This is a genomic window from Actinoplanes sp. URMC 104 (assembly GCF_051386375.1).
GTDB lineage: Bacteria > Actinomycetota > Actinomycetes > Mycobacteriales > Micromonosporaceae > Actinoplanes.
Map to the genome: position 1 here is coordinate 865,755 of NZ_JBPQTO010000004.1, position 24,109 is coordinate 889,863.

Annotated in this window: 15 protein-coding genes; 9 read left to right on the top strand and 6 right to left on the bottom strand. The window is 73.4% G+C overall.

What is annotated here, in order from left to right:
* Positions 1-4: 4 nt before the first annotated feature.
* Positions 5-319 carry an NIPSNAP family protein gene (locus ACSNN8_RS17910; protein ID WP_436650340.1) on the top strand — a complete coding sequence of 105 codons (315 nt, stop codon included), beginning with the start codon at positions 5-7 and terminating at the stop codon, positions 317-319.
* On the opposite strand, the gene ACSNN8_RS17915 is transcribed toward ACSNN8_RS17910, so the two are convergent.
* Positions 316-5,415: an SCO7613 C-terminal domain-containing membrane protein gene (locus ACSNN8_RS17915; RefSeq protein ID WP_436650341.1), complete on the bottom strand. Its 5,100-nt coding sequence runs from the start codon at positions 5,413-5,415 to the stop codon at positions 316-318. The genes ACSNN8_RS17910 and ACSNN8_RS17915 overlap by 4 nt on opposite strands.
* A gap of 186 nt (positions 5,416-5,601) precedes the next feature.
* Here ACSNN8_RS17915 and ACSNN8_RS17920 point away from each other — a divergent pair, with 186 nt between their 5' ends.
* The gene (locus ACSNN8_RS17920; RefSeq protein ID WP_436650342.1) at positions 5,602-6,753 is read left to right on the top strand and encodes an acyl-CoA dehydrogenase family protein; all 1,152 of its coding nucleotides are present in this window, start codon (positions 5,602-5,604) and stop codon (positions 6,751-6,753) included.
* Positions 6,754-6,862: 109 nt separating this feature from the next.
* On the opposite strand, the gene ACSNN8_RS17925 is transcribed toward ACSNN8_RS17920, so the two are convergent.
* The gene (locus ACSNN8_RS17925; RefSeq protein ID WP_436650343.1) at positions 6,863-7,453 is read right to left on the bottom strand and encodes a hypothetical protein; all 591 of its coding nucleotides are present in this window, start codon (positions 7,451-7,453) and stop codon (positions 6,863-6,865) included.
* Positions 7,454-7,501: 48 nt separating this feature from the next.
* On the opposite strand from ACSNN8_RS17925, the gene ACSNN8_RS17930 reads away from it, so the two are divergent.
* Positions 7,502-10,180, top strand: a complete 2,679-nt coding sequence (locus ACSNN8_RS17930) for an AAA family ATPase (protein WP_436650344.1) — start codon at positions 7,502-7,504, stop codon at positions 10,178-10,180.
* Here ACSNN8_RS17930 and ACSNN8_RS17935 read toward each other — a convergent pair.
* Positions 10,166-10,684 carry a DUF6653 family protein gene (locus ACSNN8_RS17935; RefSeq protein ID WP_436650345.1) on the bottom strand — a complete coding sequence of 173 codons (519 nt, stop codon included), beginning with the start codon at positions 10,682-10,684 and terminating at the stop codon, positions 10,166-10,168. The two genes, ACSNN8_RS17930 and ACSNN8_RS17935, sit on opposite strands and share 15 nt — an antisense overlap.
* An 86-nt stretch (positions 10,685-10,770) precedes the next feature.
* Between ACSNN8_RS17935 and ACSNN8_RS17940 the strand changes: the two genes are divergently transcribed.
* The 3 genes from ACSNN8_RS17940 (at position 10,771) to ACSNN8_RS17950 (ending at position 13,412) form a co-directional block, all read left to right on the top strand.
* Complete coding sequence (locus ACSNN8_RS17940; RefSeq protein WP_436650346.1) at positions 10,771-11,805, top strand: aldose epimerase family protein; 1,035 nt, start codon at positions 10,771-10,773, stop codon at positions 11,803-11,805.
* 64 nt (positions 11,806-11,869) lie between these two features.
* Positions 11,870-12,772, top strand: a complete 903-nt coding sequence (locus ACSNN8_RS17945) for an arginase family protein (RefSeq protein WP_436650347.1) — start codon at positions 11,870-11,872, stop codon at positions 12,770-12,772.
* A 232-nt stretch (positions 12,773-13,004) separates the two neighbouring features.
* On the top strand, positions 13,005-13,412 hold the full coding sequence (locus tag ACSNN8_RS17950) for a hypothetical protein (protein WP_436650348.1): 408 nt from the start codon (positions 13,005-13,007) through the stop codon (positions 13,410-13,412).
* A gap of 450 nt (positions 13,413-13,862) precedes the next feature.
* Here ACSNN8_RS17950 and lexA read toward each other — a convergent pair whose 3' ends face one another.
* Positions 13,863-14,471 carry a transcriptional repressor LexA gene (gene lexA, locus ACSNN8_RS17955; protein ID WP_436650349.1) on the bottom strand — a complete coding sequence of 203 codons (609 nt, stop codon included), beginning with the start codon at positions 14,469-14,471 and terminating at the stop codon, positions 13,863-13,865.
* Between the two features lie 56 nt (positions 14,472-14,527).
* Positions 14,528-18,679: a hypothetical protein gene (locus tag ACSNN8_RS17960; RefSeq protein WP_436650350.1), complete on the bottom strand. Its 4,152-nt coding sequence runs from the start codon at positions 18,677-18,679 to the stop codon at positions 14,528-14,530.
* A gap of 58 nt (positions 18,680-18,737) precedes the next feature.
* Here ACSNN8_RS17960 and ACSNN8_RS17965 point away from each other — a divergent pair, with 58 nt between their 5' ends.
* On the top strand, positions 18,738-19,253 hold the full coding sequence (locus ACSNN8_RS17965; RefSeq protein ID WP_436650351.1) for an acyl-CoA thioesterase: 516 nt from the start codon (positions 18,738-18,740) through the stop codon (positions 19,251-19,253).
* A gap of 10 nt (positions 19,254-19,263) precedes the next feature.
* Positions 19,264-21,198, top strand: coding sequence for an acetoacetate--CoA ligase (locus ACSNN8_RS17970; protein WP_436650352.1), 1,935 nt, complete (start codon positions 19,264-19,266; stop codon positions 21,196-21,198).
* 881 nt (positions 21,199-22,079) lie between these two features.
* Here ACSNN8_RS17970 and ACSNN8_RS17975 read toward each other — a convergent pair.
* Positions 22,080-22,784: a TIGR03089 family protein gene (locus ACSNN8_RS17975; RefSeq protein WP_436650353.1), complete on the bottom strand. Its 705-nt coding sequence runs from the start codon at positions 22,782-22,784 to the stop codon at positions 22,080-22,082.
* A 160-nt stretch (positions 22,785-22,944) separates the two neighbouring features.
* Here ACSNN8_RS17975 and ACSNN8_RS17980 point away from each other — a divergent pair, with 160 nt between their 5' ends.
* Positions 22,945-24,096 carry a glycosyltransferase family 4 protein gene (locus ACSNN8_RS17980; RefSeq protein WP_436650354.1) on the top strand — a complete coding sequence of 384 codons (1,152 nt, stop codon included), beginning with the start codon at positions 22,945-22,947 and terminating at the stop codon, positions 24,094-24,096.
* Positions 24,097-24,109 lie beyond the last annotated feature (13 nt).

Here is a 24,109-nt window from a genome sequence, read left to right on the forward strand (position 1 = left end):
GGCCGTGATCACGTGCGTGGTGCACTACACGATCGACCCCGCGAAGATCGACGCGTTCGAGCGCTTCGCGCGGGCCTGGATGCGGCTCGTGGCCGAGCACGGCGGCGTCCACCACGGCTACTTCCTGCCCGCCGAGGGCGCCAGCGACAGGGCCGAGGCGCTGTTCAGCTTCGAGAGCCTGGCGGCGTACGAGCGTTACCGCAGCCGCTTCGGCAGCGACCCGGAGTTCGTCGCCGCCGACCGCATCCGCGACGAGTCCGGCTGCGTGCTGCGCTACGAGCGCACCTTCATGCGCCCGCTGCTGCCCGGCGCCGGTTAGCGCATCCGCACCAGGGCGCCGCGCAGGCCCTCGCGGGTGCGGCGGCGGTTCTCGTTGGTGGCGCCGACCCAGAGCAGGATCACGCCGAGCGGGACGAGGACCAGCCACGGGCCGACCAGGGTCATGGCGAAGTGGACGGCGGCGATCAGCGTGGCCGCGGCGCCGACGACCACGGGCGCCTGCTGGCGGTTGCGGGAGCCGACGATCAGTGTGGCCACGGCGCCCAGCAGGAGCAGGACCTCGCGCAGCTCTCCGCCGTTGCCGGCCAGCACGATGCCGATGGTCGGAACGAAGGCGGCGAGCAGGGCCGGACCGTACGCGGCCCAGCTGCTCAGGTCGGCGCGGTCGCGCGACTCGATGACGCCGACGAGCAGGGCCAGGGCGGCGAACGGCAGCGTGTACGCCTCGGGGACCGCGACCTCGGCGAGCGCGATGAACAGCCACCAGCCGACGATCTCGAAGCCGACCGCCGTCCAGAACAGCGCCCGGCGCTGGCCGGGGGGACGGCCCACGCGCGCGGCGGCCAGGCCGAGCACGGCGCCCCACGCGGTCAGCAGCGCGGCCAGGTGGGGCGGGGAGTCGAGCGCCATGACGCCGGCGATCAGCGCGGACGCGTAGCCGCTCCACTCCACGGTCGTGGCCTCGGCCCGGAACTGCGGGAGGCCGAGCCGGGGCACGGTGGCCTCGAGGATGAGCAGGGCGGCGCCGACGGCGAGGACGCCGAACGCGGCCCACGGGCGCGCCACGCCGGCGGCGATCGCGGCGGTGAGCACGAACAGCTGGCCCATCACGGCGGCGAACACCCAGCCCAGCACCCGCGCGTGCCGGCTGCGGCCGCCCAGCGCGGCGGTCAGCCCGACGAAGACGGCGGTGCCGAACGTGAACAGCGTGAGGCGCTGCTGGGCGAGGCTGCCGGCCAGGCCCGCGTTGCCGGCGAGCAGGCCGATCACGAAGACGATGCTGCGGACCGTGCCGAGCAGCGACGAGCGGCGCCCGGCGGGCGGGGGAGTGAGCGCGAGGCCCAGCATCGAGATCGTGAAGACGACCAGCCCGGCGGTGGAGGCCGTCGGGTACGGCGAGTCCAGCGCGATCGGCGCGATCAGGATGGTGATCGCCAGGCCGGGCAGGATCACCGGCACGGCCTCGGAGGCGCGGCCGCCGAAGCCGATCGCGGCGAGCGCGGCGGCCCCGGTGAGCAGCACGATCGCGAGCACGCTGGTGCTGTCGACGTAGCCGGAGGACGGGTTCGCCAGCGCGGGGATGGGGCCGTCCCAGATGTGGCTGAGCTGACCCAGCGGGTCGATCAGGGCGGCGCGCAGCGCGGGCGCGATCGAGAACACGGCCAGGATCGTGGGCACGAGGGCGAGCACGAGCGCGCTGGTGGCCGGGTCGACCAGCCAGCGGTTGGTCAGGCCGAGCGGGCGCGCGGTGGTCCACCGGCGTGCCGAATAGCGCGTGCCGGTGAACAGCGTCTGCGGCGCCAGGGTGAGCCCGGGCGCGGGGATCGAGCCGCGCAGCAGCTCGGCCAGCACGCCGAGCAGCGCCGCGGCGGCCGCGTACAGGGCGGTCGGGTGCGGGGTGGGGATCGACGCGAACGCGGTGACCGTCGCGCCGAGCACCAGCCCGAGCGTGGCCCACGGCAGGAACTGCGGGATCAGGCGGCCGATGAGCGCGAGCAGTGCCAGGCTCAGGCCCGAGGCGGCGAGCGCGGCGGTGAGCACCACCTGGGCGTCGGAGCTCGAGCCGCCGGCGACCGAGGCGAGCACGCCGGGCAGCGCGAGCATGATCGCGCCGGTGGCCGCGCCGCCGATCTGGGCGCGGTGGCGCGGCATGCCGGTGTCGTCGCGGGCCAGATCGGCCTCGGTGACCGGGGACGGCTTCCCGAACCGGCTGGGCGGGGGCAGCGGGGTGCCGGGCGGCGGTTCCTCGATCACGGCGACCCGGGTGCGGGCCATGGCGGCGGTGAGCGCGCCGATCAGCACCACCAGCAGCAGCGACAGCGCGGTCGACCAGGGCCGGGCCAACGACGCCAGGACGGCGTGCAGCAGCACGACGGCGCCCGCTCCCGCCCGGCACAGGGCGGCGGCGGGCTCGGCGGCGGCGACGGCGGCCATCGCGTACGCCAGCCCCACCGCGCCGCCGATCAGCAGCGGCGACCACCAGGGCAGCCCGAGCGCGAACGGCGCGCCGATGGCGGCCAGCGCCCCGGCGATCGCGGAGAGCAGGTACGACCACGGGCGGGGTGCCGCGATGGCGGCCGCGATGGCGACGGCGACCAGCGCGAACGGCGCCTGCCACAGTCCCGGCTCGGGGCTCGGGAACGCGGACAGGTCGGCGTTCCACAGGTCGGTGGAGACGGCCAGCGTGCGTACGGCGCCGGACAGCGCCAGATATCCGGCGATCGCGCCGACCACGACGCCCGCGACGGCAAGCCCGCGGTTGGGCCCGCGGCTCCACTCGGCGGGCAGCAGGGCGACGCCGGACGCGACGATCAGCACGACCACGCCGGCCACGGCCAGCGGGGCCTCGGGGAAGGCGAGCGCGAAGACCCGGGCCAGCGCGCCGCAGATCGCGACCGTGGCCGCGGCGGCGGCGATGTCGGGGCCGTCGAGCATCCGGTCGCTGCGCCGCCCGTTGTCGATCGACTTCGAGAAGAACAGCAGCCCGGCGGCGACCAGCAGCAGCGCGCCGACCCAGACGTCGGGCGCGGTGGCGCCGGGCGCGAGCAGGGCGGCCAGGGCCAGCGAGACCGCGCCGAGGCCCGTGCCCGCGGTGAGCGGCACGCTGATGTCGCGGCGGGCCACCTGGAACACGGCGGCGTAGCTGAGCGTGGCGGCCACCGCCAGGAAGCCGACGGCAAGCGCCGGCACGGTGACGTCCTCGGTGGGCGGCGGGCCCTCGCCCCGGTCGGCGACCGCCAGCGCGGCGCTGACCACGGCGCCGGGCAAGGCCAGCGCGGCGGCGCCGGACGCCCAGTCGCCGACGAGCCAGGCGTAGAGCCGGATCGGGATCTGCCGGGCCGCCACGGCGATCATCACGCCCGCGCCGGCCAGCGCCGTGAGCACGGCGGCGGTCAGCCAGGCCGCGCCCAGGGCCGCCCCGGCGCCGAACAGCCCGACCACGCCGGCCGCGGCCACGTGCACGATCGCGATGCGCCGGGTGGTCGCGGCGAGCCCGGCGGCGCCCAGCCCGACGGCGGCGATGACCAGCGGCCACGGCGCCTCCGACCAGTTCAGGCCGAGCGAGGCGGGCACCGCGAGCGCGGTCAGGGCGATGCCGGCGACCGCGCCCTCGTGCCGCACGCTGGGCGGCAGGGCCAGCGCGGCGGCGATGGTGACCAGCAGCGCGCTGAACGCGAGCAGCCAGCCCAGCTCGCCGGCGGCCTCGGCCATCCGCTGGGCGTAGTTCGCCGTGTCCGCGTGCCAGACCGGGCGCGCGGCCTGCAGCGGCGCGAGCGCGGCGCGCAGGCAGTCGACGACCAGCACCAGCGCGATGATGCCGAGCGCGACCGCCGAGGCGATCTGCGGGCCGCGGCGCACCTCGGGCGGGACGAGCGTGACCACGGCGCCGGCGACCGCGATGACCGCGGCGGCGACCGCGAGCGTCCAGTGCGGCGAGACGACGTCGGCGATGCGGGCGGTCGCGCCGATCACGGCCAGCGTCAGCACGCCACCCGCGATGTTGCGGGCGGTCAGGTTGTCGAGCAGCGAGGCCGCCGCCGCCGCGGTGAGCGCGGCCAGCACCAGCACCAGCCCGGAGCGCAGCGCGTCGGGCAGCACCCGGGCCTGCAGCAGCGCCACCGACGAATACAGCAGGGCCCCGGCGCCGGCGACGCAGAGCAGGGCGAACGTCAGCTCGCGCAGCCAGTCGGCCGACGGCGGGGTGGCCGGGGGCGCCAGCGGCACCGATCCGGCGGGCGGGGCGTCGCCCGGGCGGGGGCCGGGGAAGATCCGCGTGGGCAGCCAGCGGCGGCGCGGGCCGGTCATCGCCGGGATGATCAGGTCGGGTTCCTCGCCCGCAGACTCGGGGCGCTCCGGAGCGTCCTCGGGCAGCGGCGCCGGGTCCTGCGCCTGCCGGTCGGCGGGCCCGGGGCGGCCCCACGGCCAGCGGGGCACCAGCCGGCCCTTGCGGATCACCGTGGTGAGCAGCAGCAGGTCGATCACGGCGACGACGGTCAGCGCCATGCCCCAGCCGGCCGGGCTCTCGATCATGGGCTCGGCCAGCAGCAGCGGTACGGGCTGCACGGCCACCACGGTCGCGTAACGCGGGGCTGCGAGACGGGTGGCGCCCGCGTACAGGAAGCTCGCGACCGCGGTGATCGCGAACGTGATGCCCAGGTAGAGCGGGACGGGCACGTCGGCCCCGCCGGTCGCCTCGCTGCCGTGCAGCGCGAACAGGGTGAGCGGCAGCAGGATCAGGCCGACCCACGAGACCGTCTCGCCGGTCGAGCTCAGCCCGCGCCGGGCGATGCCGGGGGCGGCGACCAGGGCGGTGGCGGTGGCCAGCGCGAGGATGAACGCCCGGGCGAACGGGTTGTTGACCGCCACGCCGGCGAACACCACCGCGGCCACGCCGATGAGCAGCGCGCCGAGCGCGAGCAGGATGTTCTGCACCGACTGCGAGGACGCCTCGGGCGGGTGGTGCTCGGCGCCGGTGAAGCCCGCCGAGCGGCGCGGCGACGGGGTGGCCCGCTCGGTCGGCGGCGGATCGTCGAGCAGCGCGGTCACGCCGTCGGTGGCCACGCCGGGCGGACCGGTGTGGGCCGAGCCGGGCGGTGCCCAGTCGGGGCGGGAGCGGGCGGGCCGGGCGCGCGGGGGCGGCGGTGGCTCGTCGGTCGCGACCCCCGGCGGCGGGGGCGGCGGGAAGTCCTCGGCGGCGCGGCGGCGTACGCGCCGGCTCTTCGCCGTTCTGGCGCTCTTCTTCTGAGAGTTCGCGTGGGCGAGGATGTCACGCTGGAACTGCGCCGCCTGGATCTTGGCGGCGATCTGCGTGCGCTCCTTGGCCGCGGCCATGTCACGGATCTTGAGGTCCGCGATCGACGCCTCGATGCGGGCCAGCTCCTCGTCGTAGCTGTCGGGCTGGTCAGCCTGCGCCACGGAACCTCCTCGACCTGCCGGCCACTGCGTCCCTTGAGCATGCCGGTACGACACCTCATTAGAACAGGCTCATGGGGGCCGACATCTATAGAAAACGCCCGGCGCCGTGATACCCAGACTCTGGTCGGCGTACCCTACGCGCCAGTAACATAGCGGCGGGACTGCTTGAGTGAAGGGGCCAGGGCCATGAGTGAGTTCGACGTCTACCGGCTGCCGGAGGACCACGAGACCATCCGCGCGGCGGTGCGCGAGGTCTGCGACGCGCGGGTCGCGCCGAACGCCGCCGAGGCCGACGAGACCGGCGAGTTCCCCAAGGCGTCCTACGACGCGCTGCGCTCCAGCGACTTCCACGCCCCCCACATCCCGGTCGAGTACGGCGGCGCCGGCGCGGACGCCCTGGCCACCGCCATCGTGATCGAAGAAGTGGCGCGCGCCTGCGGGTCCTCCTCGCTGATCCCCGCGGTCAACAAGCTTGGCACCATGCCGCTGCTGATCGCCGCCTCCGAGGACCTCAAGCAGCGCTACCTGCCCAAGGTGGCGTCCGGCGAGGCGATGTTCTCCTACTGCCTGTCCGAGCCCGAGGCCGGCTCCGACGCGGCCTCGATGACGACCCGGGCCGTCCGCGACGGCGACCACTGGGTGCTCAACGGCGTCAAGCGCTGGATCACCAACGCGGGCGTCTCGGAGTTCTACACGGTCTTCGCGGTCACCGACCCCACCCAGCGCTCCCGCGGCATCTCGGCGTTCGTGGTGGAGAAGGGCGACGAGGGCGTCAGCTTCGGAGCGCCCGAGAAGAAGCTCGGCATCAAGGGCTCGCCCACCCGCGAGGTCTACTTCGACAACGTACGGATCCCCGCCGACCGCATGATCGGCGCGGAGGGCACCGGCTTCGCGACCGCGATGAAGACGCTCGACCACACCCGCGTGACGATCGCCGCGCAGGCGCTGGGCATCGCGCAGGGCGCGCTCGACTTCGCCAAGGACTACGTCAAGCAGCGCAAGCAGTTCGGCAAGCCGGTCGCCGACTTCCAGGGCGTGCAGTTCATGCTCGCCGACATGGGCATGAAGCTCGAGGCCGCCCGCCAGCTCACCTACGTGGCCGCCGGCAAGAGCGAGCGCGGCGACGCCGACCTGACCTACTTCGGCGCGGCCGCGAAGTGCTTCGCCTCCGACGCCGCCATGGAGATCACCACCGACGCCGTCCAGCTCCTCGGCGGCTACGGCTACACCCGCGACTACCCCGTCGAGCGCATGATGCGCGACGCGAAGATCACCCAGATCTACGAGGGCACCAACCAGGTCCAGCGCGTCGTCATGGCCCGCCAGATGCTCAAGTGAGCCGACAGCCTGCATTTCGGCAGGATCAGAGCCATGGTTGTCCCCGTCCGTCGGGTGCTGTTCCGCCAGCACCCGACGGCACAGCGTGGCGCAGCTCGTCGCCGGGCCGTCAAGAAGCTCCTGTCCGGGTGACGGCGGCTCGGCGCTCCCACAGCAGGGCGGCCCCGGCGAAGGACAGCAGGCCGAGCGGGCCGATGGGTGGGCCGTGCAGGACGACGGCGCTGGAGAGGATCAGCAGGAGCGGCACAAAGGGGGAGGCGCCGGCCCGGTGCAGGGCCAGCGCGGCGGCCAGGACGGCCACGACCCAGGCGACGCCGCCGAGGGTGGTGAGGATGTCGTCGGAGACGGGGTCGTCCCAGAGGGCCTGCGCGCCGGCCGCGTCGCCGTGGCGGACCAGGACGCCGGCGGCTATGCCGATGACGGCCTCGGCGGCGCCGTAGAACAGGGCGAACGCGGCGGCTGCCCACCGGACGGTGCGGGGAAGCGGGCCGGGCAGGTCGTGGACGAGCAGGTCGAGGGCCACGGCGGTCAAACCGATGAACAGCAGCGTGCCGAAGTGGACGACGAGCCAGCGCGTGGAGTCGTCGCGCAGGCTGGAGTAGATCGCGTCGACGTCGGGCGTGGGATGCCACAGCAGCACCACGGCCCAGGCGAGCGGGGCCGCGATCAGGAAAACGGGCCGATACGTGGACGGGACCATTGCGGGCTCCTTCCCTCGGGTGCGGTCGAAGGGGCAGCATCAACCTCGATGCTGTACGGCAGGCGGGCGGCGTGTGCCGCGGTCGAGGAGCTGATGGCCGGCGCGGGTGCGGGGCGCGGCGGCTCGCTGGTCGTGCTCGGTGAGGCCGGGTCCGGCAAGTCCGCGCTGCTGGACCACGCGGCGGCCGGGCACGGAGGGCGGGTGCTGCGGGCCGGCGGCGTGCAGTCCGAGGCGGAGCTGCCGTTCGCGGCCCTGCACCAGCTGCTGCGGCCGTTGCTGGGCGCCCTGCCGGGGCTGGTGCCGACCCAGCGCGAGGCGCTGCGCGGGGCGCTGGAGCTGGGCTCGGCGGCGGTCGGGGACCGGTTCCTGGTGTCGGTCGCGGTGCTGAACCTGGTGTCGGAGGCGGCGGACGAACGGCCGCTGCTGTGCCTGGTCGACGACGCACAGTGGATCGACCGGCCGTCGGCCGACGTGCTGGTGTTCGTCGCCCGGCGGCTCGGCACCGAGCGCGTCGCGATGCTGATGGCCGCGCGGGAAAGTCCGCCGGGCGGGCTGCCCGAGCTGCCGCTGGAGCCGCTCGACGCCGAGGCGGCGGGCGCGCTGCTGCGGGAGCGGGCCGCGCTGCCGGACACCGTGGTCGCCCGGCTCGTGACGCTCGCCGGCGGCAACCCCCTCGCCCTGCGGGAGCTGCCCGCCTCGCTGACCGACGGGCAGCTCGCCGGGCGGGAGCCGGTGGACGACCGGTTGCCGCTGCCCGCACGTCTCGAGCGCGTCTTCTCCGAACGGGTGCGGCGCCTGCCGGACGCGGTGCGCAGGCTGCTGCTGGTCGCGGCGGCCGAGGAGACCGGGGAGACCGCGGTGATCCTGGCGGCCGCGGGCGTCGACGCGAGCACTGTGGACGCGGCGGAACGGGCGGGGCTCGTCGAGGTGGGCGGGGGAATCGTCGCGTTCCGGCATCCGCTGGTGCGGTCGGCCGCGTACCAGATCGCCGACCCCGCCGACCGCCGCGCCGCGCACCGGGCGCTGGCCGCGTGCGTGCACGGCGACGACCGGGTCGCCTGGCATCGGGCGGCGGCCACCGCGGGCGCGGACGAGGACGTCGCGGACGCCCTCGAACGGTCCGCGGAGCGGGCTGCCCACCGCGGCGGGCATGCCGCTGCCGCCGCCGCTCTGCGTCGCGCGGCGGAGCTGAGCGCCGACCCGGCGGCGCGGTGCCGCCGGCTGGTCGCGGCGGCCGACTCGGCGCGGCGCAGCGGCCGGCATCTGGAGGCCTGCGAGCTGCTCGACCGCGCCGAGGCGGGGGACGACGACCCCGCCGTACGGGTCGTGGCCGAGCACGTGCGCGCGACCATCGAGGCCGACTCGGGCAACGTGCTGACGGCCGCCCACCTGCTGGCCGCCGCGTCCGAGCGGGCGGCGGCCGTCGCGCCCACCCGGGCGTTGCAGATGCTGGTCGAGGCGGCCGAGGCGGCGGCGTACGCCGGGGACGCGTTGCGCTCGGCGGAGCTGGGCCGGCGCGCGGCGACCCTGCCGGCCGACGACAAACCCGCCGGGTTCCTCAGCGACCTGCTGCAGGGCATGGGCCGGGTCGCGGAGGGCGACACCGCCGCGGGCGCCGTGCTGCTGCGCCGCGCGATCTCGGTGGCCGAGCACCTCACCGAGCCGCGGCAGGTGCTCTGGGCCGGCGTCGCCGCGCTGTTCGTGGGCGACGAGGCCGCCGGACGGGCCTGGTTCGCCCGCGCGGTCGAGCAGGCCCGGCGCAGCGGCGCGGTGGGCGAGCTGCCGCACGCCCTGGAGTACGCGGCCGAGGTGGACCTGGTGACCGGCCGGTACGACGGTGCGGCAGCCCACGCCGCCGAGGGGTTGCGGCTGGCCGGCGAGCTGGGTCAGGACACCAGCGTCTGCCGCCATCACGCCACCCTCGCGTACGTGGCCGCGCTGCGTGGCGCCGAGGACGAGTGCCGTTCCCACGCGCGCCGGGCGCTGACCCGGGCGGCCGCGCGCGGCCTGGGCCTGGTCGCGACCACGGCCACGTACGCCCTGGGCCTGCTCGAGCTGGGGCTCGGCCGGTCGGAGGGGGCGCTCGGCCACTTCCACGCGATGCTGGCCGCGCCGCCCGGGTCCGGCAGCCCGTTCTTCGCCGTCATGTGCGTGCCCGACCTGGTCGAGGCCGCCGCGCGGACCGGCCGCCGGGACGGTGTCGAGGCCCCGCTCGCCGCCTTCGCGCAGATCGCCGGCCCGTCCGGGTCGCCCGCCGCCCGGGCGTTGCTGCGACGGGCGCAGGCCCTGCACGGGACGGGCGAGACCGCGTACGCCGAAGCCCTTGATCTGGGACGGGCGAGCGACCGGCCCTTCGATCTGGCGCGCACCCGGCTGGCGTACGGCGAGTTCCTGCGCCGCGGCAAGCGGCGAGCCGAGGCCCGCGCGCAGTTGCGGGAGGCGGTGCATGCCTTCGACCTCCTCGGGGCCGGGCCGTGGGCCGAGCGGGCGCGGGCGGAGCTGCGCGTGACCGGCGAGACCGCCCGCAAGCGGGAGCCGGGCACGCTGCAGCAGCTCACCCCGCAGGAACGGCAGATCGTCCGGCTGGTGGTCGAGGGCGCGACCAACCAGCAGGCCGCGGCTCAGTTGTTCATCAGCAAGCGGACGGTCGAGTACCACCTGCACAACGTCTTCACCAAGCTGGGCGTCTCGTCGCGGACCGCCCTGGCACGGCTAGAAGTCCCATGACGCGTACTCGGAGTTGCGCTGCCGCATGTCCTCGAACAGCAGCACCATCCGGTCGATGTACCACGCCTTGCTGATGTTGGTGATCAGCACCCCGGAGACGGCGGCCACCACGTCGAACCGGACCAGCCCGTAGGCGAGCACGATCAGCCCGATCGCCCCCAGCGCGTTCGAGACGTTCGGCACCGGCGAGCGGAACTGGGCCGGCACCTCCACGTCGTTGCGGGCGGCCCAGACCCGTTCGCCGAGCACGCCGCGCGAGGCCCAGTTGCGGGTGGAGCGCGGCGGCGGGAAGAAGAGCGGGTTGACCATCATCCAGACCAGCGCGAGCCCGACCGCGCCCAGGCTCCACCAGCCGATCCAGTCGCGGCTCCAGATCGCCAGCGCGAGGATCCAGAGAACGCTGAAGCGCGTCCATACGCTGGCCGGGTTGGCGTGCCGCATCCATCCGTCGCCGTGCAGGCCGAAGACCCGGGCGACCCGCTGCTCCATCGTCGGTGTGCTCATCTCGTCCTCCGAAGGTCGGTTGCTGATTTCCACCCTCGGCGATGCCACCCCGGCTTCGGATCCGTGTAACACCTAGTGTGGGGCGCATGAGCGAGAGTTGGGGCGCGACCTCCGAGGGTTCCGTCGAGCGGCACACCCTGAGCAACAGCAGCGGCGTGCGGGTGCGGATCCTGACGTACGGCGGCATCCTGCAGTCGATCGAGGTGCCCGGCCGCGACGGCGAGGTCGCCAACGTGGTGCTCGGCTTCAGCAGCCTGCAGGAGTACGTCGACAACCCCGGCCCGTACTTCGGCGCGCTCATCGGCCGGTACGCCAACCGGATCGCCCGGGGCCAGTTCGAGCTCGACGGCGCGATGTGGCAGGTGCCGGTCAACAACGGCCCCAACAGCCTGCACGGCGGCGCGACCGGCTTCGACAAGCGCATCTGGTCGGCGGCCCCGACGGCGGACGGGCTGGTGCTCACCCACGTCAGCCCCGACGGCGACCAGGGCTACCCCGGCACGCTGACGGCGACGGTCACCTACACGCTCACCGACGACGGGCTGCGCCTCCACTACCGAGCCACGACCGACGCGCCGACCGTGGTCAACCTGACCAACCACAGCTACTTCAACCTGGCGGGCGAGGGCTCCGGTTCCATTTATGACCACGTGCTGCAGCTCAACGCCGCCGCGTACACGCCCGTCGACGCCACGGCCATCCCGACCGGCGAGATCGCCCCGGTCGACGGCACTCCGATGGACTTCCGCACCCCGACGCCGATCGGCGAGCGGATCCGCGCGGGTGAGGAGCAGCTGCTGATCTCCGGCGGCTACGACCACAACTGGGTGCTGGACGACCCCGGTGCCGGGCTGCGTCTCGCCGCGCGGGTGGTCGACCCGGGCAGCGGCCGTACGCTCGAGGTGCACACCACCGAGCCGGGCGTGCAGTTCTACTCGGGCAACTTCCTCGACGGCACGTTCGCGGGCACGAGCGGGCGCGCCTACCGGCAGGGCGACGGGTTCGCGCTGGAAACGCAGCACTTCCCGGACTCGCCCAACCGCGACACCTTCCCGTCCACCGTGCTGCGGCCGGGGGAGACGTACGAGTCCACCACGGTCCTGAAGTTCGGCCTCGTGTAGTCGCACACGTCGCCCTGCTGCGGGCGGGGCAGCGCGCCGGTGGCGACCTCGGCAGGATGGGTCCATGAGCCGTCGATGGTCTGTGCTGGGAGTCCCGTCGAGCGCCGGCGCGCACACGCCCGGGCTGGAGCAGGGACCGGCCGCGTTGCGCGCCGCGGGCCTGCTGAGCGACCTGCGAGCGGGCGGGCTCGACGTGGACGACCGGGGCGACGTACGGGGCTTTCGCTGGCGACCGGATCCGGCCCGGCCCAACGGTCAGAACGCGCCGATGGTCGCCGCCGTGGCGGAGGACGTCGCGGCGGGGGTCGCGGCCGTCGTCGACGAGGGGCGTACGCCGCTGGTGCTCGGCGGCGACTGCAGTATCACCGTCGGCGTGATGGCCGGTTTTGCCCGCGCTGCAAGGGAACCGGCACTGCTCTACATGGACGGTGGTCCCGACCTCTACACGCCCGAGACCCGGCCGAACGGCAACTTCGACGCCATGGGCCTGGCCCACCTGCTGCGGCTGCCCGGCCATCGGCCGGAGGTCGCCGCGGTGGGGCCGCCGCTCACGACCGGCCGCGTGGTGTCCTATGGGGACGTTCTGGGCGCGGACTCGTCGGAGCACGAGCTGCGCCTGCTGACCGAGCTGGGAATCACGCGGATCCCCGCCGAGGACGTCCACCGCGACGCCCGGTCCGCGGCGGAGAGGGCGCTGGCCGCCGCCGAGGCCGCCGGCGAGTCGTTCGTGCTCCACTTCGACGTCGACGTGCTGCTCTTCTCCGACATGCCGATCGCCGACGTGCCCGATTCCGGCGGCGATCCCAGCGGTCTCACGCTGCACGAGGCGATGACCAGTGTCGCCGTCTTCGCCCGCAGCCCGCGCCTGGCGGCGCTGGTGGTCACGGAGGTCAACCCCGACCACGCACCGGACGCCGAAGTCCTCGGGGATTTCGTCACGGCACTGGCGACTGCCCTGGCCGCATAGCCCGGTCACCATTGGCGCGACAACGCGTTGGATGGGGCATGCATTCTGCCTTTGACGTTGTTTCGCGGTGCAAAGGCGAATGGCGACGCTGCACCGTTTCGCGGTTCGTGTGACGCGCCGCACAAACGGCCAATCAAGATCAGCCGAAAGTACGTATCAGCCTACTCAGGACTGTTTCGTCCGTTATGCCACGATCTGGGGCACAAGGCAGTCGACAATTCTGGAGGTTGGTATGAAGAAGGCAGCCCGGACGTTCACCATGCTGGCGATGGGCCTCGTCGCCGGCGCGACGATGGCCGCCGGCCCGGCGATGGCCGCCGACAGCACCACCGCCCCGGCCGCGAAGCCGTCGACCACGACCAAGGTGCAGAAGCACTGGGACCGTGACCAGGTCGTCGGCTACTTCCGCACGCTGCGCGACTGCGAGCGGGCCGGCCGCATCGGCGACCTGACGAACCGCTGGGACGACTACGACTGCGAGCGGGTCCGCTTCGGCTTCCGTCGTGGCCTGTGGGCCCTCGAGGTCGAGCGCAACTGGCGGGGCGGCGGCCACGTCTTCGGCCACGGCGGCCGCGGCCACGGCGGCTTCGGCCACGGCGGCTTCGGTCACGGTCACCACGGCCCGCGCGGCCACCGCTGAAGTTCACCCGGCCGCCCCGGCGGCTCGGGCGGTCACCGTTGAGGCTCACCAGGTCGGCCTGGTCGGCCTGCGGTCACCGTTGAAGTTCCACCCGGTCGCCCCGGCGGCTCGGGCGGTCACCGCTGAGGCTCACCAGGTCGGCCTGGTCAGCCCGCGCGGTCACCGCTGAAGTTCCCTGGTCGGCACGGCCGTGACGGCGAAATCGGGCACCGGTCGCCCTGACCGGTCCTCTTCGCCGCCGCCCCGGCGGAGCCGGCCGATGGCCACGACGACCCGAACCGTCCGGCCGGAAGTCGATTCCGCTGCGGAACGGTGACGGGATCGAGGGTTCCGTCCATGCTCTCGATCCCGCACTGCCGTCCACCCCTGTGCTCGGGCCGCATCTCCACCGGTGCGGCCCGAGCGCCTTTCTCCACGGTGGACGACCGTCGAGCCGGGCCCGACCGCGGATCAGATGCGGCGGAGGACGGTCACGACCTTGCCGAGGATCGTGGCGTCGTCGCCGGGGATCACGTCGTACGCCGGATTGCGCGGAACCAGCTCGGTGTGCCCGTCCTTGCGGCGCAAGACCTTGACCGTAGCCTCGCCGTCGATCATGGCTGCCACGATGTCGCCGTTGTCGGCCACCTGCTGCTGGCGGACCACCACCGTGTCGCCGTCGCAGATGGCGGCGTCGATCATCGAGTCACCGCGGACCTTCAGCGCGAACACCGTGCCGTGACCGACCAGGCTCAACGGCAGGTTGAGCTCCTCGTCGATGTTCTCGTCCGCGAGGATCGGCGCGCCCGCGGCGATCGTGCCGACCACGGGCACGGGCACGTTCGCCTGCTCACCCGGGGTGCGTACGTCGATGGCGCGCGAGCCGCGAGCACCGCGGCGGATGAAGCCGCGATCCTCGAGCACCTTGAGCTGGTGGGCCACCGACGACGGGGAGTCCAGCCCGACGGCGGCGCCGATCTCGCGGATGGTGGGCGGATAGCCATGCTGGTCGATCCACTCGCGGATCATCGAGAGGACCTGCCGTTGCCGCTTGCTCAGGGGCGCGTCGTCCGTGGGCATGCGAGGATGATACTACATTCTTCGATCATATGTACGACTCGGCCGTACGGCGTCCGTCAGCTCGGCCGCCGCTGAGCAGGGATGTCAGGCTCGTCCTCGGGTGGGCGTTCCATGCTCATCACGGTCATGCCGCGCCGCTCCGCCTCCCCGTCGCGGTCGGCGTCACCGTCCGGCGGCACGATCCGGCTCGTCGGGTCCTCCGCGAAGTTCGGGCTCTCCGCGCCCGCGATCGAGCTCGGCGCCGCGGCGGGCAGTCGGATGATCTCCGTACGCTCACCCGGCGGCTCCACGGTCCCCGGACGGATGACCTGCGTACGGTCCGGGTCGAGCCGGATCACCTGGGTCTCGCCGCCGCCGTCCGCGCCGTGATCCTCGACCAGTCCCGGATGACGCGCGATGCTCGCCGCCGGCGTGGGCGGCAGCAGCCGGAGCACCTCGTCCGGCGCGGCCGCCCGCACGACCTGGGTGCGTTCCGGGTCCGGGCTGCCGAGGTCCCGCGTCACCTCGACGTCGTCGGAGGACACCACCTTGATGGTGTGCGTCCGGTCCGGGTCCGGCGCCGTGAGCGACTGGGTGACCTCGGCGTCGTCCGGGGTGCTGTGCCAGTACGCGATGTCACTGTCCTCGGACGTGACCACCGTGATCGTACGGGTCTTGTCCGGGTCCGGGGCGCTCAGCGAACGGGTCACCTCCGCCCCCGACAGGTCCGGCCCGGAGCTGTCCGGCGTCGCCACCGAGGCGCGGGCCTTCACCGGCTCGTTGCCCGCCGGAAGGTCCTCCCCGGCCCCCGGCGTGACCTGAAGCTTGGTGGTCATCTGCCCGACGTCGATGGCCCGCGTCCGATCCGGATCCGGCCCGTCCAGCTCCCGCGTCGACTCGAGGTGAGCCGGCACGATCCGCGCCTGCGGCGGCGGCTTGGCCCGCCCCGTGACGAAGAGGTCCGCCAGCTCGTCGTCCACCTCGTCGACGTCTTGGTCTGCGTCGCCCGCCACCGCAGTGGTGACGTTCGTGTCGGCAGCGTCCCGATCGCCGTCGGCCGGCCCGTCCTCCGCTGCGAGTTCGGCTTCGGTCGCCGTCGTCGTTCCGGCGTCCGGCGCGCGGACTTCGGTCTTGAGCCCGGTGTCGGTGCCGCTTTCGACGCCGGCCCCAGCCTCCGCTCCGGCCTGAATCTCGGCTCTGGTTTCGGTCTCGGCTCCAGCTTCGATCTCGGGTTCGACTTCGGCCGACATACCCGCTTCGGTTGCAGCCGCAGCTTCGGCCTCAGCCGCAATTCCGGCTCCAGTTGCAGCCTCGGCTGTGGCCGTAGTTCCGGCTTCGGTGTCAACCTCCGTTCCGGCGGCAGTTCCGGCGCCGGCCTCAGCCCCACTCTCGACCCCGGTCCCGGCCCTGATTTGCGCCCCAGACTCGGCCTCGGCTTCGGTTCCGGCCGTGGCTGCGGTCTCGACCTCGGCCGTATCTGCCGTACCCGTCTCGGCCCCGGCCTTGGTTCCAGCGCTGGCCGCTATCTCTGCCTCGGGTTCGCTCTCGGTTTCGGCCGTGGCAGCTCTCTCTGTCTCAGCCTCGCTTTCGGCCGCGGCTCCAGTCTCCTCGGCCTCAGTTCCGGCCGGGGCTTCGGTTTGAGCTCCGGGCGCGAACTCGGTTCCGCCCGTAGTCCCGGACTCAGTTTCAGCCCCCGCCTCAGTCGCGGTCCCCGCCTGGGTCGCGGTCGTGGTGGTGGTTCTAGCTTCGGCTTCGGTTCCGGCTGGTGACTCGGCCGACGGCTTGGCCTGCCCGTCGGCCGCGGTCGGAAGCCCGGCTACAGCGGCGACATCTCCGTCTGTCGCGGCGTCCTCCGCCGCAACTTCGACATCTGCCGTTCCGCTGCTGGGAGCGGCGGGCGCTTCCTGGACGTGACCGCTCACATCCGCGAGCCCGGGCGTGACGACGACCTCGCTCACCGCCGCCGTGCTGTCAACGCCAGCCAGCATCTCTTCGCCGGCTGCGCGGTGCTCGGCGACCGCCGCAGGGGCCTTGTCAACAGGTGCTGGCGGCTCGGCAAGAGATGCAGGCGGCTCGTCGACACGTGCCGGCTGGGCAACAGCTACGGGCGGCTGGGCGACCGCGGTCGGCGGCTCAGCGGCCACGGCGGGCGACTTGTCAACAGGTGCCTGCGGCACGGCAACCGCGGTGCGCGCCTCGGCCACGGCGGCGGGCGGCTTGGCCACGGCGGCGGGCGCCTCGGCCACGGCGGCGGGCGGCTCGGCTGCTGCGGCGGGCGGCTCGGCTGCTGCGGTCGACTCGGCAACGGCGATGGGCGCTGCGGCCGACGTCGTTTCTGCGATGCCACGCTCAGAGTCAGCCGTCGCTGGCTTCTTGACCTCGGGCTCGGCGGGCGGCGGCGTCACGGTGGCCCGATTGACCGGCGCCGGGGCCACCGCGTCACGCTTGGTCGACGCCTGCCCGTTGCAGAGGGCCGCCACGGTCGCGGCCTCGTCGGACGAAACCACGACCGCCGTCTGACGCTCCTCCCGCCGAGTCGCCAGCGCGATGGTGGCCTCTTCCGCTTCGTCTTCCCGCGGGGCCTCGGCGACCTCAGTCCCTCGCGCATCCGCGGCGTTGCTCGGCCTGGGCGCGTCGCCTTCCTCAGCAGTAGCCGCCGCCATCGGAGACCCGACGGTCGCTTCGCCGGAGCCCGCATCCACTGCCGTCGGGGATTTCACGGTCGGCGCGTCGTCGGCCGCCACCGCCGTCGAGGGCTCCGTGGGCGAAGCGCCGGTCTCTGCCTCTGCCACGGTTGAGTTCGATGCCGCCAGTTCGCCGGCACCCGGCTCCGCCGCGGCCGGGCTCCGGAGAATCGGCTCGGTAGCGTCCGCGGGTGATTCCGCGGTCGGCGCATCGTCGGCCGCCACCGACGTCAAGGGCTCCGTAGCCAGCTCACCGGCATGCGATTCCTCCGCGCTGGGGTGCTCCCCCGCACCCGTCGCCACCACGGTCGACTTTGCCGTGGCCGACTCGCGAGCACCCGTCTCTGCGGCGGTCGGGCACTCGGCGATCGGGCCGTCCGCAACCCCCTCATCGGTATTCGTTTCAGCGGCTGTCGGGCCTTCCGCGGCCGGCTCGTCGTCGACCGTTTCAGCGGCTGTCGGGCCTTCCGCGGCCGGCTCGTCGTCGACCGTTTCCGCGGCCGTCGGGCCTTTCGTGGTCGGCCCGCTGACAACCGCCCCCTCGGCCGTCGAGCGTTCTTCGCTCTGGTTCTTACCGGCGACGGTCAGATCGACCGTTGCCTGGTCGGCCTTGCCGGTATCCGCGGTGATCGGGCCGGCCGTAACCGGCTGGTTCTTGACGGTGTCCACCGCCGAGCGTTCGGCGCTCTGATTCTTACCGGCGACAGTCAAATCGACCGTTTCCCGGTCGGCCTTGCCGGTGTCCGCCGCGATCGGGCTGACCGCAACCGGCTCGTTCTTGACGGTGTTTACCGCCGAGCGTTCCGCGATCCGGTCCTCAGCGGCGACGGTCAGATCGACGGTCGCCTGGTTGTCCTCGCCGGTGTCCGCAGCTATCAGGCTGGCCGCAACCGGCTCCTCCTTGGCGGCGTCCACCGCGGTCGAAGGGGCCGTGAGTGGTTTGTCCGGGGTGGGGGCGGCGCTGACCGGCTTGTCACGCGGGCCGGCGGGGATGACGGTGGTGGTGTCGTCGGAGCCGGGCGGCGGGGGGAGTACGGCGGTCGCGTCGGAGTCGGCTGTCCGCGGCGCGAAGGTGGGCTGAGCGGGCGGCACGGCTGCCTTGCCCCGCGCCCGGCCGAGCTGGCCGATCAGCGGGAGCACCGGTGGCTCGTAGCCCTGCCAGCGGCGCGCGCTCAAGGCCGTACACAGAAGAGGCAACGCCAACATCGCGGCCAGGCCGTAGCCCGGGCGGCTCAGGTCGAAGCCCTCCTTGGCGACGGCGGCGGGCCAGGCGCCCGCGTAGCCGAGCGGCGAGGCCAGCGCCCACACCGAGAGGCCCAGACAGGCGACGCCGGCGGTGAGAGGGCCGGCGGGCGAGATGGGGGCGAAGAGCAGGATGGCGTACGCCGCCCCGGCGAGCACGAGCAGCAGGAGCCCGGTGGCGGACTCGACCGCGAAGTCGTCGCGTCCCCTGGTGGTCAGGTCGTGGGTGAAGCCCACCGCGGTGAGCACCCACACGGCCGGTGCCAGCACGAGAGCATACAAGATCGACCTGAAGTGACGCACGCGTGGAACCGTACCGTCGAGCGGCAACCGCGCGGAAGGACGACGTAACGTACGCCGCATGAACGAGCAGCTCCCGGGCCGTCCCACGAGCCACTCCCGGGTCACCCTGAGCCGCATCATGACCGCGGTCGACGTCAATCTGTACGGCACCGTGCACGGCGGTGTTCTGATGAAGTTCGTCGATGACGTGGCGGGTGCGGCGGCGGCGCGGCACAGCGGCGGCACGGCCGTCACCGCGGCGATCGACGAGATCGTGTTCCTCGAGCCGGTGCGGGTCGGTGATCTCGTCCACGCGTACGCCCAGGTGAATTGGGCCGGCACGAGCTCGATGGAGGTGGGCGTCAAGCTCGCCGCCGAGCGCTGGGACGTGGCGACCGAGCCGCTGACCGTGGCAACCGCGTACCTGGTGTTCGTGGCCGTGGACGTCGCGGGCCACCCGCGCGGTGTGCCGCCGGTGCAGCCCGAGAGCGGCGACGACCAGCGCCGGTTCCGCGAGGCGCTGATCCGGCGCGAGCACCGCCTGGCGCGGCGCACCGCGATCCAGAAGGCCAGAACCGAGCTGACCGAACGTTAGGGTGAGACGCATGACGGGCACAGTGTTGTGGCAGCCCCCGGCCGACGTCCGTGAGAAGTCCCGGATCGGGCGCTACATGTCCTGGTTGGAGCGCGAGCGCGGGCTGAGGTTCGCCGACTACGCCGCCCTCTGGCAGTGGTCGGTGGACGATCTGCCCGGTTTCTGGCAGTCGATCTGGGACTACTTCGAGGTCATCGCGCACGACCCGCCGCAGGCCGTGCTGGCCGACGCCGCGATGCCGGGCGCGCGCTGGTTCCCCGGAGCCACGCTCAACTACGCCGAGCACGTGCTGCGCATGCCCGGGATCGCCGACGACGAGCCGGTCGTCCTCGCGTACTCGCAGAGCCGCGACCCCATCCGGCTGACGGCGGCGGATCTTCGCGAACGGGTACGAGCCGTCCGCGCCGGCCTGAAAGCCCGCGGTGTGACGAAGGGTGACCGCGTTGCTGCCTACGCTCCGAACATCCCGGAGACGTACATCCTGATGCTGGCCACCGCCAGCCTCGGGGCGGTGTTCTCGAGCTGCGCGCCCGAGTTCGGCGTACGCAGCGTCATCGACCGCTGGCAGCAGATCGAGCCCAAGGTCCTGGTCGCCGTCGACGGCTACCGCTACGGCGCCAAGCCCGTCGACCGCCGCGAGGAGGTCGCCGCGATCACCGCCGCGCTGCCGTCGATCGAACACGTCGTCACGATCGGTTACCTCGACCCGGACAACGACACGTTCCGCGACCTCGCCGGCGACGAACCCATGGCGTACGCCGCAGTGCCGTTCGACCATCCGCTGTACGTGCTGTACAGCTCGGGCACCACGGGACTGCCCAAGCCGATCGTCCACGGTCACGGCGGCATCCTGCTCGAGCACCTCAAGATGCTGGCCCTGCACCACGACCTCGGGCCGGGGGACCGGTTCTTCTGGTTCACGACCACCGGCTGGATGATGTGGAACTTCCTGGTGAGCGGCCCGGCCGTCGGCGCCGCCATCGTGCTGTTCGACGGCAACCCGGCCCACCCCACCCTCGACGCGCTGTGGGACCTGGTCGACGAGGCCGGCATCACGTACTTCGGTACCTCCGCGCCGTTCCTCATGGCATGCCGCAAGGCCGGGCTGACCCCCCGGAAGGACCGGCTCAAAGGCATCGGGTCGACCGGCGCTCCGCTGCCCCCCGAAGGGTTCGACTGGGTCTACGAGGCGGTCGGCTCCCGGCTGCAACTCCAGTCGCTGTCCGGCGGCACCGACGTGTGCACCGGCTTCGTCGGCTCGGTGCCGCTGCTGCCGGTCGTCGAGGGCGTCATCGCCTGCCGCGCGCTGGGGGCCAGAGTCGAGGCGTACGACCCCGCCGGCCGCCCGGTCAGCGACGAGCTCGGCGAGCTGGTCATCACCGCGCCGATGCCGAGCATGCCGGTCGGCTTCTGGAACGATCCCGACGGCCGGCGCTACCGCGAGGCGTACTTCGACCACTTCCCCGGCGTCTGGCGCCACGGCGACTGGATCACCATCGCCGCCGACGGCTCCTGCGTGATCACCGGCCGCTCCGACGCCACCCTCAACCGCGGCGGCGTCCGGCTGGGCACGGCCGAGTTCTACTCGGTGGTCGAGAGCCTGCCCGAGGTCGCCGACTCGGTGGTCGTGCACCTCGAGCAGGAGGACAACCCGAACGGCGAGCTGCTGCTGTTCGTCGTGCTCGCGGAGGGCGCCGAACTCGACGACGCGCTGCGCAAGCGGATCGCGGCCGAGCTGCGCAAGTCACTGTCGCCGCGACACGTTCCCGACGAGATCCATGCCGTACGGGCCGTGCCCCGCACGCTGTCGTCGAAAAAGCTGGAGGTGCCGGTCAAGCGCATCCTCACGGGTACGCCGGTGGAGGACGCAGCGGCCAAGGGGGCGCTGGCGAATCCGGAGTCGTTGGGGGCTTTTGAGGAGCTGGCCCGGCGCCGGGGTAGCTGACGCCGCTGCTGGTGATCACGGACCGCTGGCCGGTGGCCGCCGGCCGCATGGGCCGATGGCCGTGCTGACTGCGCTGGCCGCTGGCCGCTGGCCGTGCTGACCGCTGGCCGTGCTGACCGCTGGACGTGCGACCGCTGCTTGCGGACCGAGCTGACCGCTGGCCGTGCGGACCGCCGACCGTGCGGACCGCCGACCGTGCTGACCGCTGGCCGTGCGGACCGCCGACCGTGCTGACCGTTGGCCGTGCAGACCGCCGACCGCCGACTGTGCCGACCGCCGACCGCGCCGATCGCGATCACCGCAGACCCCGCCCTCCTCTGGGGGAGCCCCCGCTGGTCAGTGTGGCGGGGAAAGCGGATCTTCGCAGCGCGCCCTGTGGACAACGCGCAACTGTGGACAACTCACGCTGTCGCGGGCGGGTGGCGCAGCCGGGGGTGTTGCCGCGTCGGGCTGTGGCAGGCGGGTGACGCGGCCGGGGTGTTGCAGCGCTGGGCTGTGGCGTGCGGGTGGCGCGGCCGGGGGATTGCAGTGCTGGGCGAGCGGCTGGCGCGCCGTGGGTGTTGCAGTGCTGGGCTGTGGTGGGCGGCTGGCGCGGCCAGGGGCGTTGCAGCGTCGGGCTGCGGCGGGCACGTGACGCGGCCGAGGGTGTTGCAGCGCTGGTTGCCGCGGGCAGGCGGCGCGGCCGGGGCGTTGCAGCGCCGGGCCGTGGTGGGCAGGCGGCGGGGCCGAGGGTGTTGCAGCGCTGTTGCCGCGGGCAGGCGGCGCGGCTGGGGCGTTGCAGCGCCGGGCCGTGGTGGGCACGGCGGCGCGGCCGAGGTGCCCCACGACTCTGCCGCGCCGGGCAGGCGGCGCACCCCAACATGCCGGCACGACCGGCCCCGCTAGGCGACGACCAGCGTGACTTTCTCGGCGTCGACGCGCCCCGTCACCTTGGCAGGGTCGAGGTTGGCGCACAGCACGATCGACGCCCCCGCCGCGAGCGGCGCCAGCAGCCAGTCGACCGGATCGGGGTGCGTGCCGGCGTCGATCAGCACACGGCCGCCGGTGGCAATGCCGAGCTCGGTCGCCCGCGCGTACGCCGCCTGGACGACGTCGCCGTGGGTGCGGTCGTTGAGGGCCGGATCGGCGGCGCCCACCGGCCGGCCGGGGAAGTGGTCGCCGAACTGGCGCACCTCGAGGACGAAGTCGGCGAAGCCGGTGGGCAGCTCGCGCAGCGGCATCGCGAACGGCAGTAGGCCCGTCGCGTACCGGTCCGGGGCTTTTGTCGTGGTGGTCCGATCAGGCGTACTGAAGAGAACGTCGGCCGACTCGGGGTCGGTGATCTCCGCGCCGACGCCCGCGGACCAGACGCCCAGCAGGATGGCGGCGGTCTGCCAGTGCGGCGGCAGGGCGACCGCGGCGACGTCGCCGGTGCCCAGGCCGAGGCCGTCGGTCAGCAGGTTCGCGGTCTTCGAGACCCAGTTGTCCAGGGTTGCACCGGACAATTCCGTCCGATCGCCGCTCGCGTCGTCGTAGAACGTCAGCAGCGGGCTCGCGGGATCGCGGCGCACCGCCGCCGCCAGGACCCGGGGGATCGTCGTCTCCACCCGCCACACGATAGTTGGACTACGGACAGTAATCGGTCCTGAACGGGCGATGAGAACTGCGAAACGCTTCGAACAAGGCGGCGTCGCGGACACATCCGCGTCGCACGGCGGGCGTACCCTTGCCAGTGGTCTGAATTACAACCTCTTTGGGAGTTGCCTCGTGACCGCCGGTCGCCCCCCGCGAGTGCTCGTCGACGCCACCAGCGTCCCCGCAGACCGAGGAGGAGTCGGCAGATACGTCGACGGCTTGCTCGGCGCCCTCGGACGGATGGACCCGGACAGGGTCGATCTGGCCGTGGTGGCCCAGCGTTCGGATGCGGAGCGTTACAGCCGCATGCTCGACAACAAGGCCGAGGTGATCGCCGGCCCGGCCGCCGTCGCGCACCGCCCCGCCCGGCTGGCGTGGGAGCAGACGGGCCTGCCGCTGCTCGCCCAGCAGGTCGGCGCCCAGGTGCTGCACTCGCCGTTCTACACGTGCCCGCTGCGGGCCGGCTGCCCGGTCACGGTGACCGTGCACGACGCGACGTTCTTCACCGAGCCCGAGCACTACGACAACACCAAGCGCACGTTCTTCCGCAGTGCGATCAAGACGTCGCTGCGCCGTGCCGCCCGGGTCATCGTGCCCAGCAAGGCGACCCGCGACGAGCTGATCCGGCTGCTCGACGCCGACCCGACCCGCATCGACGTGGCGTACCACGGGGTCGACCAGGCCGCGTTCCACGCGCCGACCGAGGAGGAGAAGGCACGCGTACGGGCGAGGCTCGGTCTCGGCGACGCCGGCTACGTGGCGTTCCTCGGCGCCAAGGAGCCCCGCAAGAACGTCCCGAACCTCATCCGCGGCTGGGCCCGCGCGGTCGCCGACTGGCCGCACCCGCCCGCGCTGGTGCTCGCCGGCGGGCAGGGCCACGACGACGAGATCGACCGTGCGGTCGCCGAGGTGCCCTCCCACCTGCGCCTGCTGCGTCCCGGCTATCTGCGGTACGCGGACCTGCCCGGCTTCCTCGGCGGCGCGCTGGTCGCGTGCTACCCGTCGTTCGGCGAGGGCTTCGGCCTGCCGATCCTCGAGGCCATGGCGTGCGCGACCCCGGTCCTCACCACCCCGCGGCTCTCGCTGCCCGAGGTCGGTGGCGACGCGGTGGCGTACACGACCGAGGACCCCGACCGCATCGCCGCCGACCTCGCCGACCTCCTGCACGACGAGCCGCGGCGCCTCACGCTGGCCAAGGCGGGCTTCGACCGGGCCAAGGAGTTCACCTGGGCGTCGAGCGCCGAAGTGCACGTCACAACCTGGAAACGAGTCGCGGTCGTCTGACCCTTTACACTCT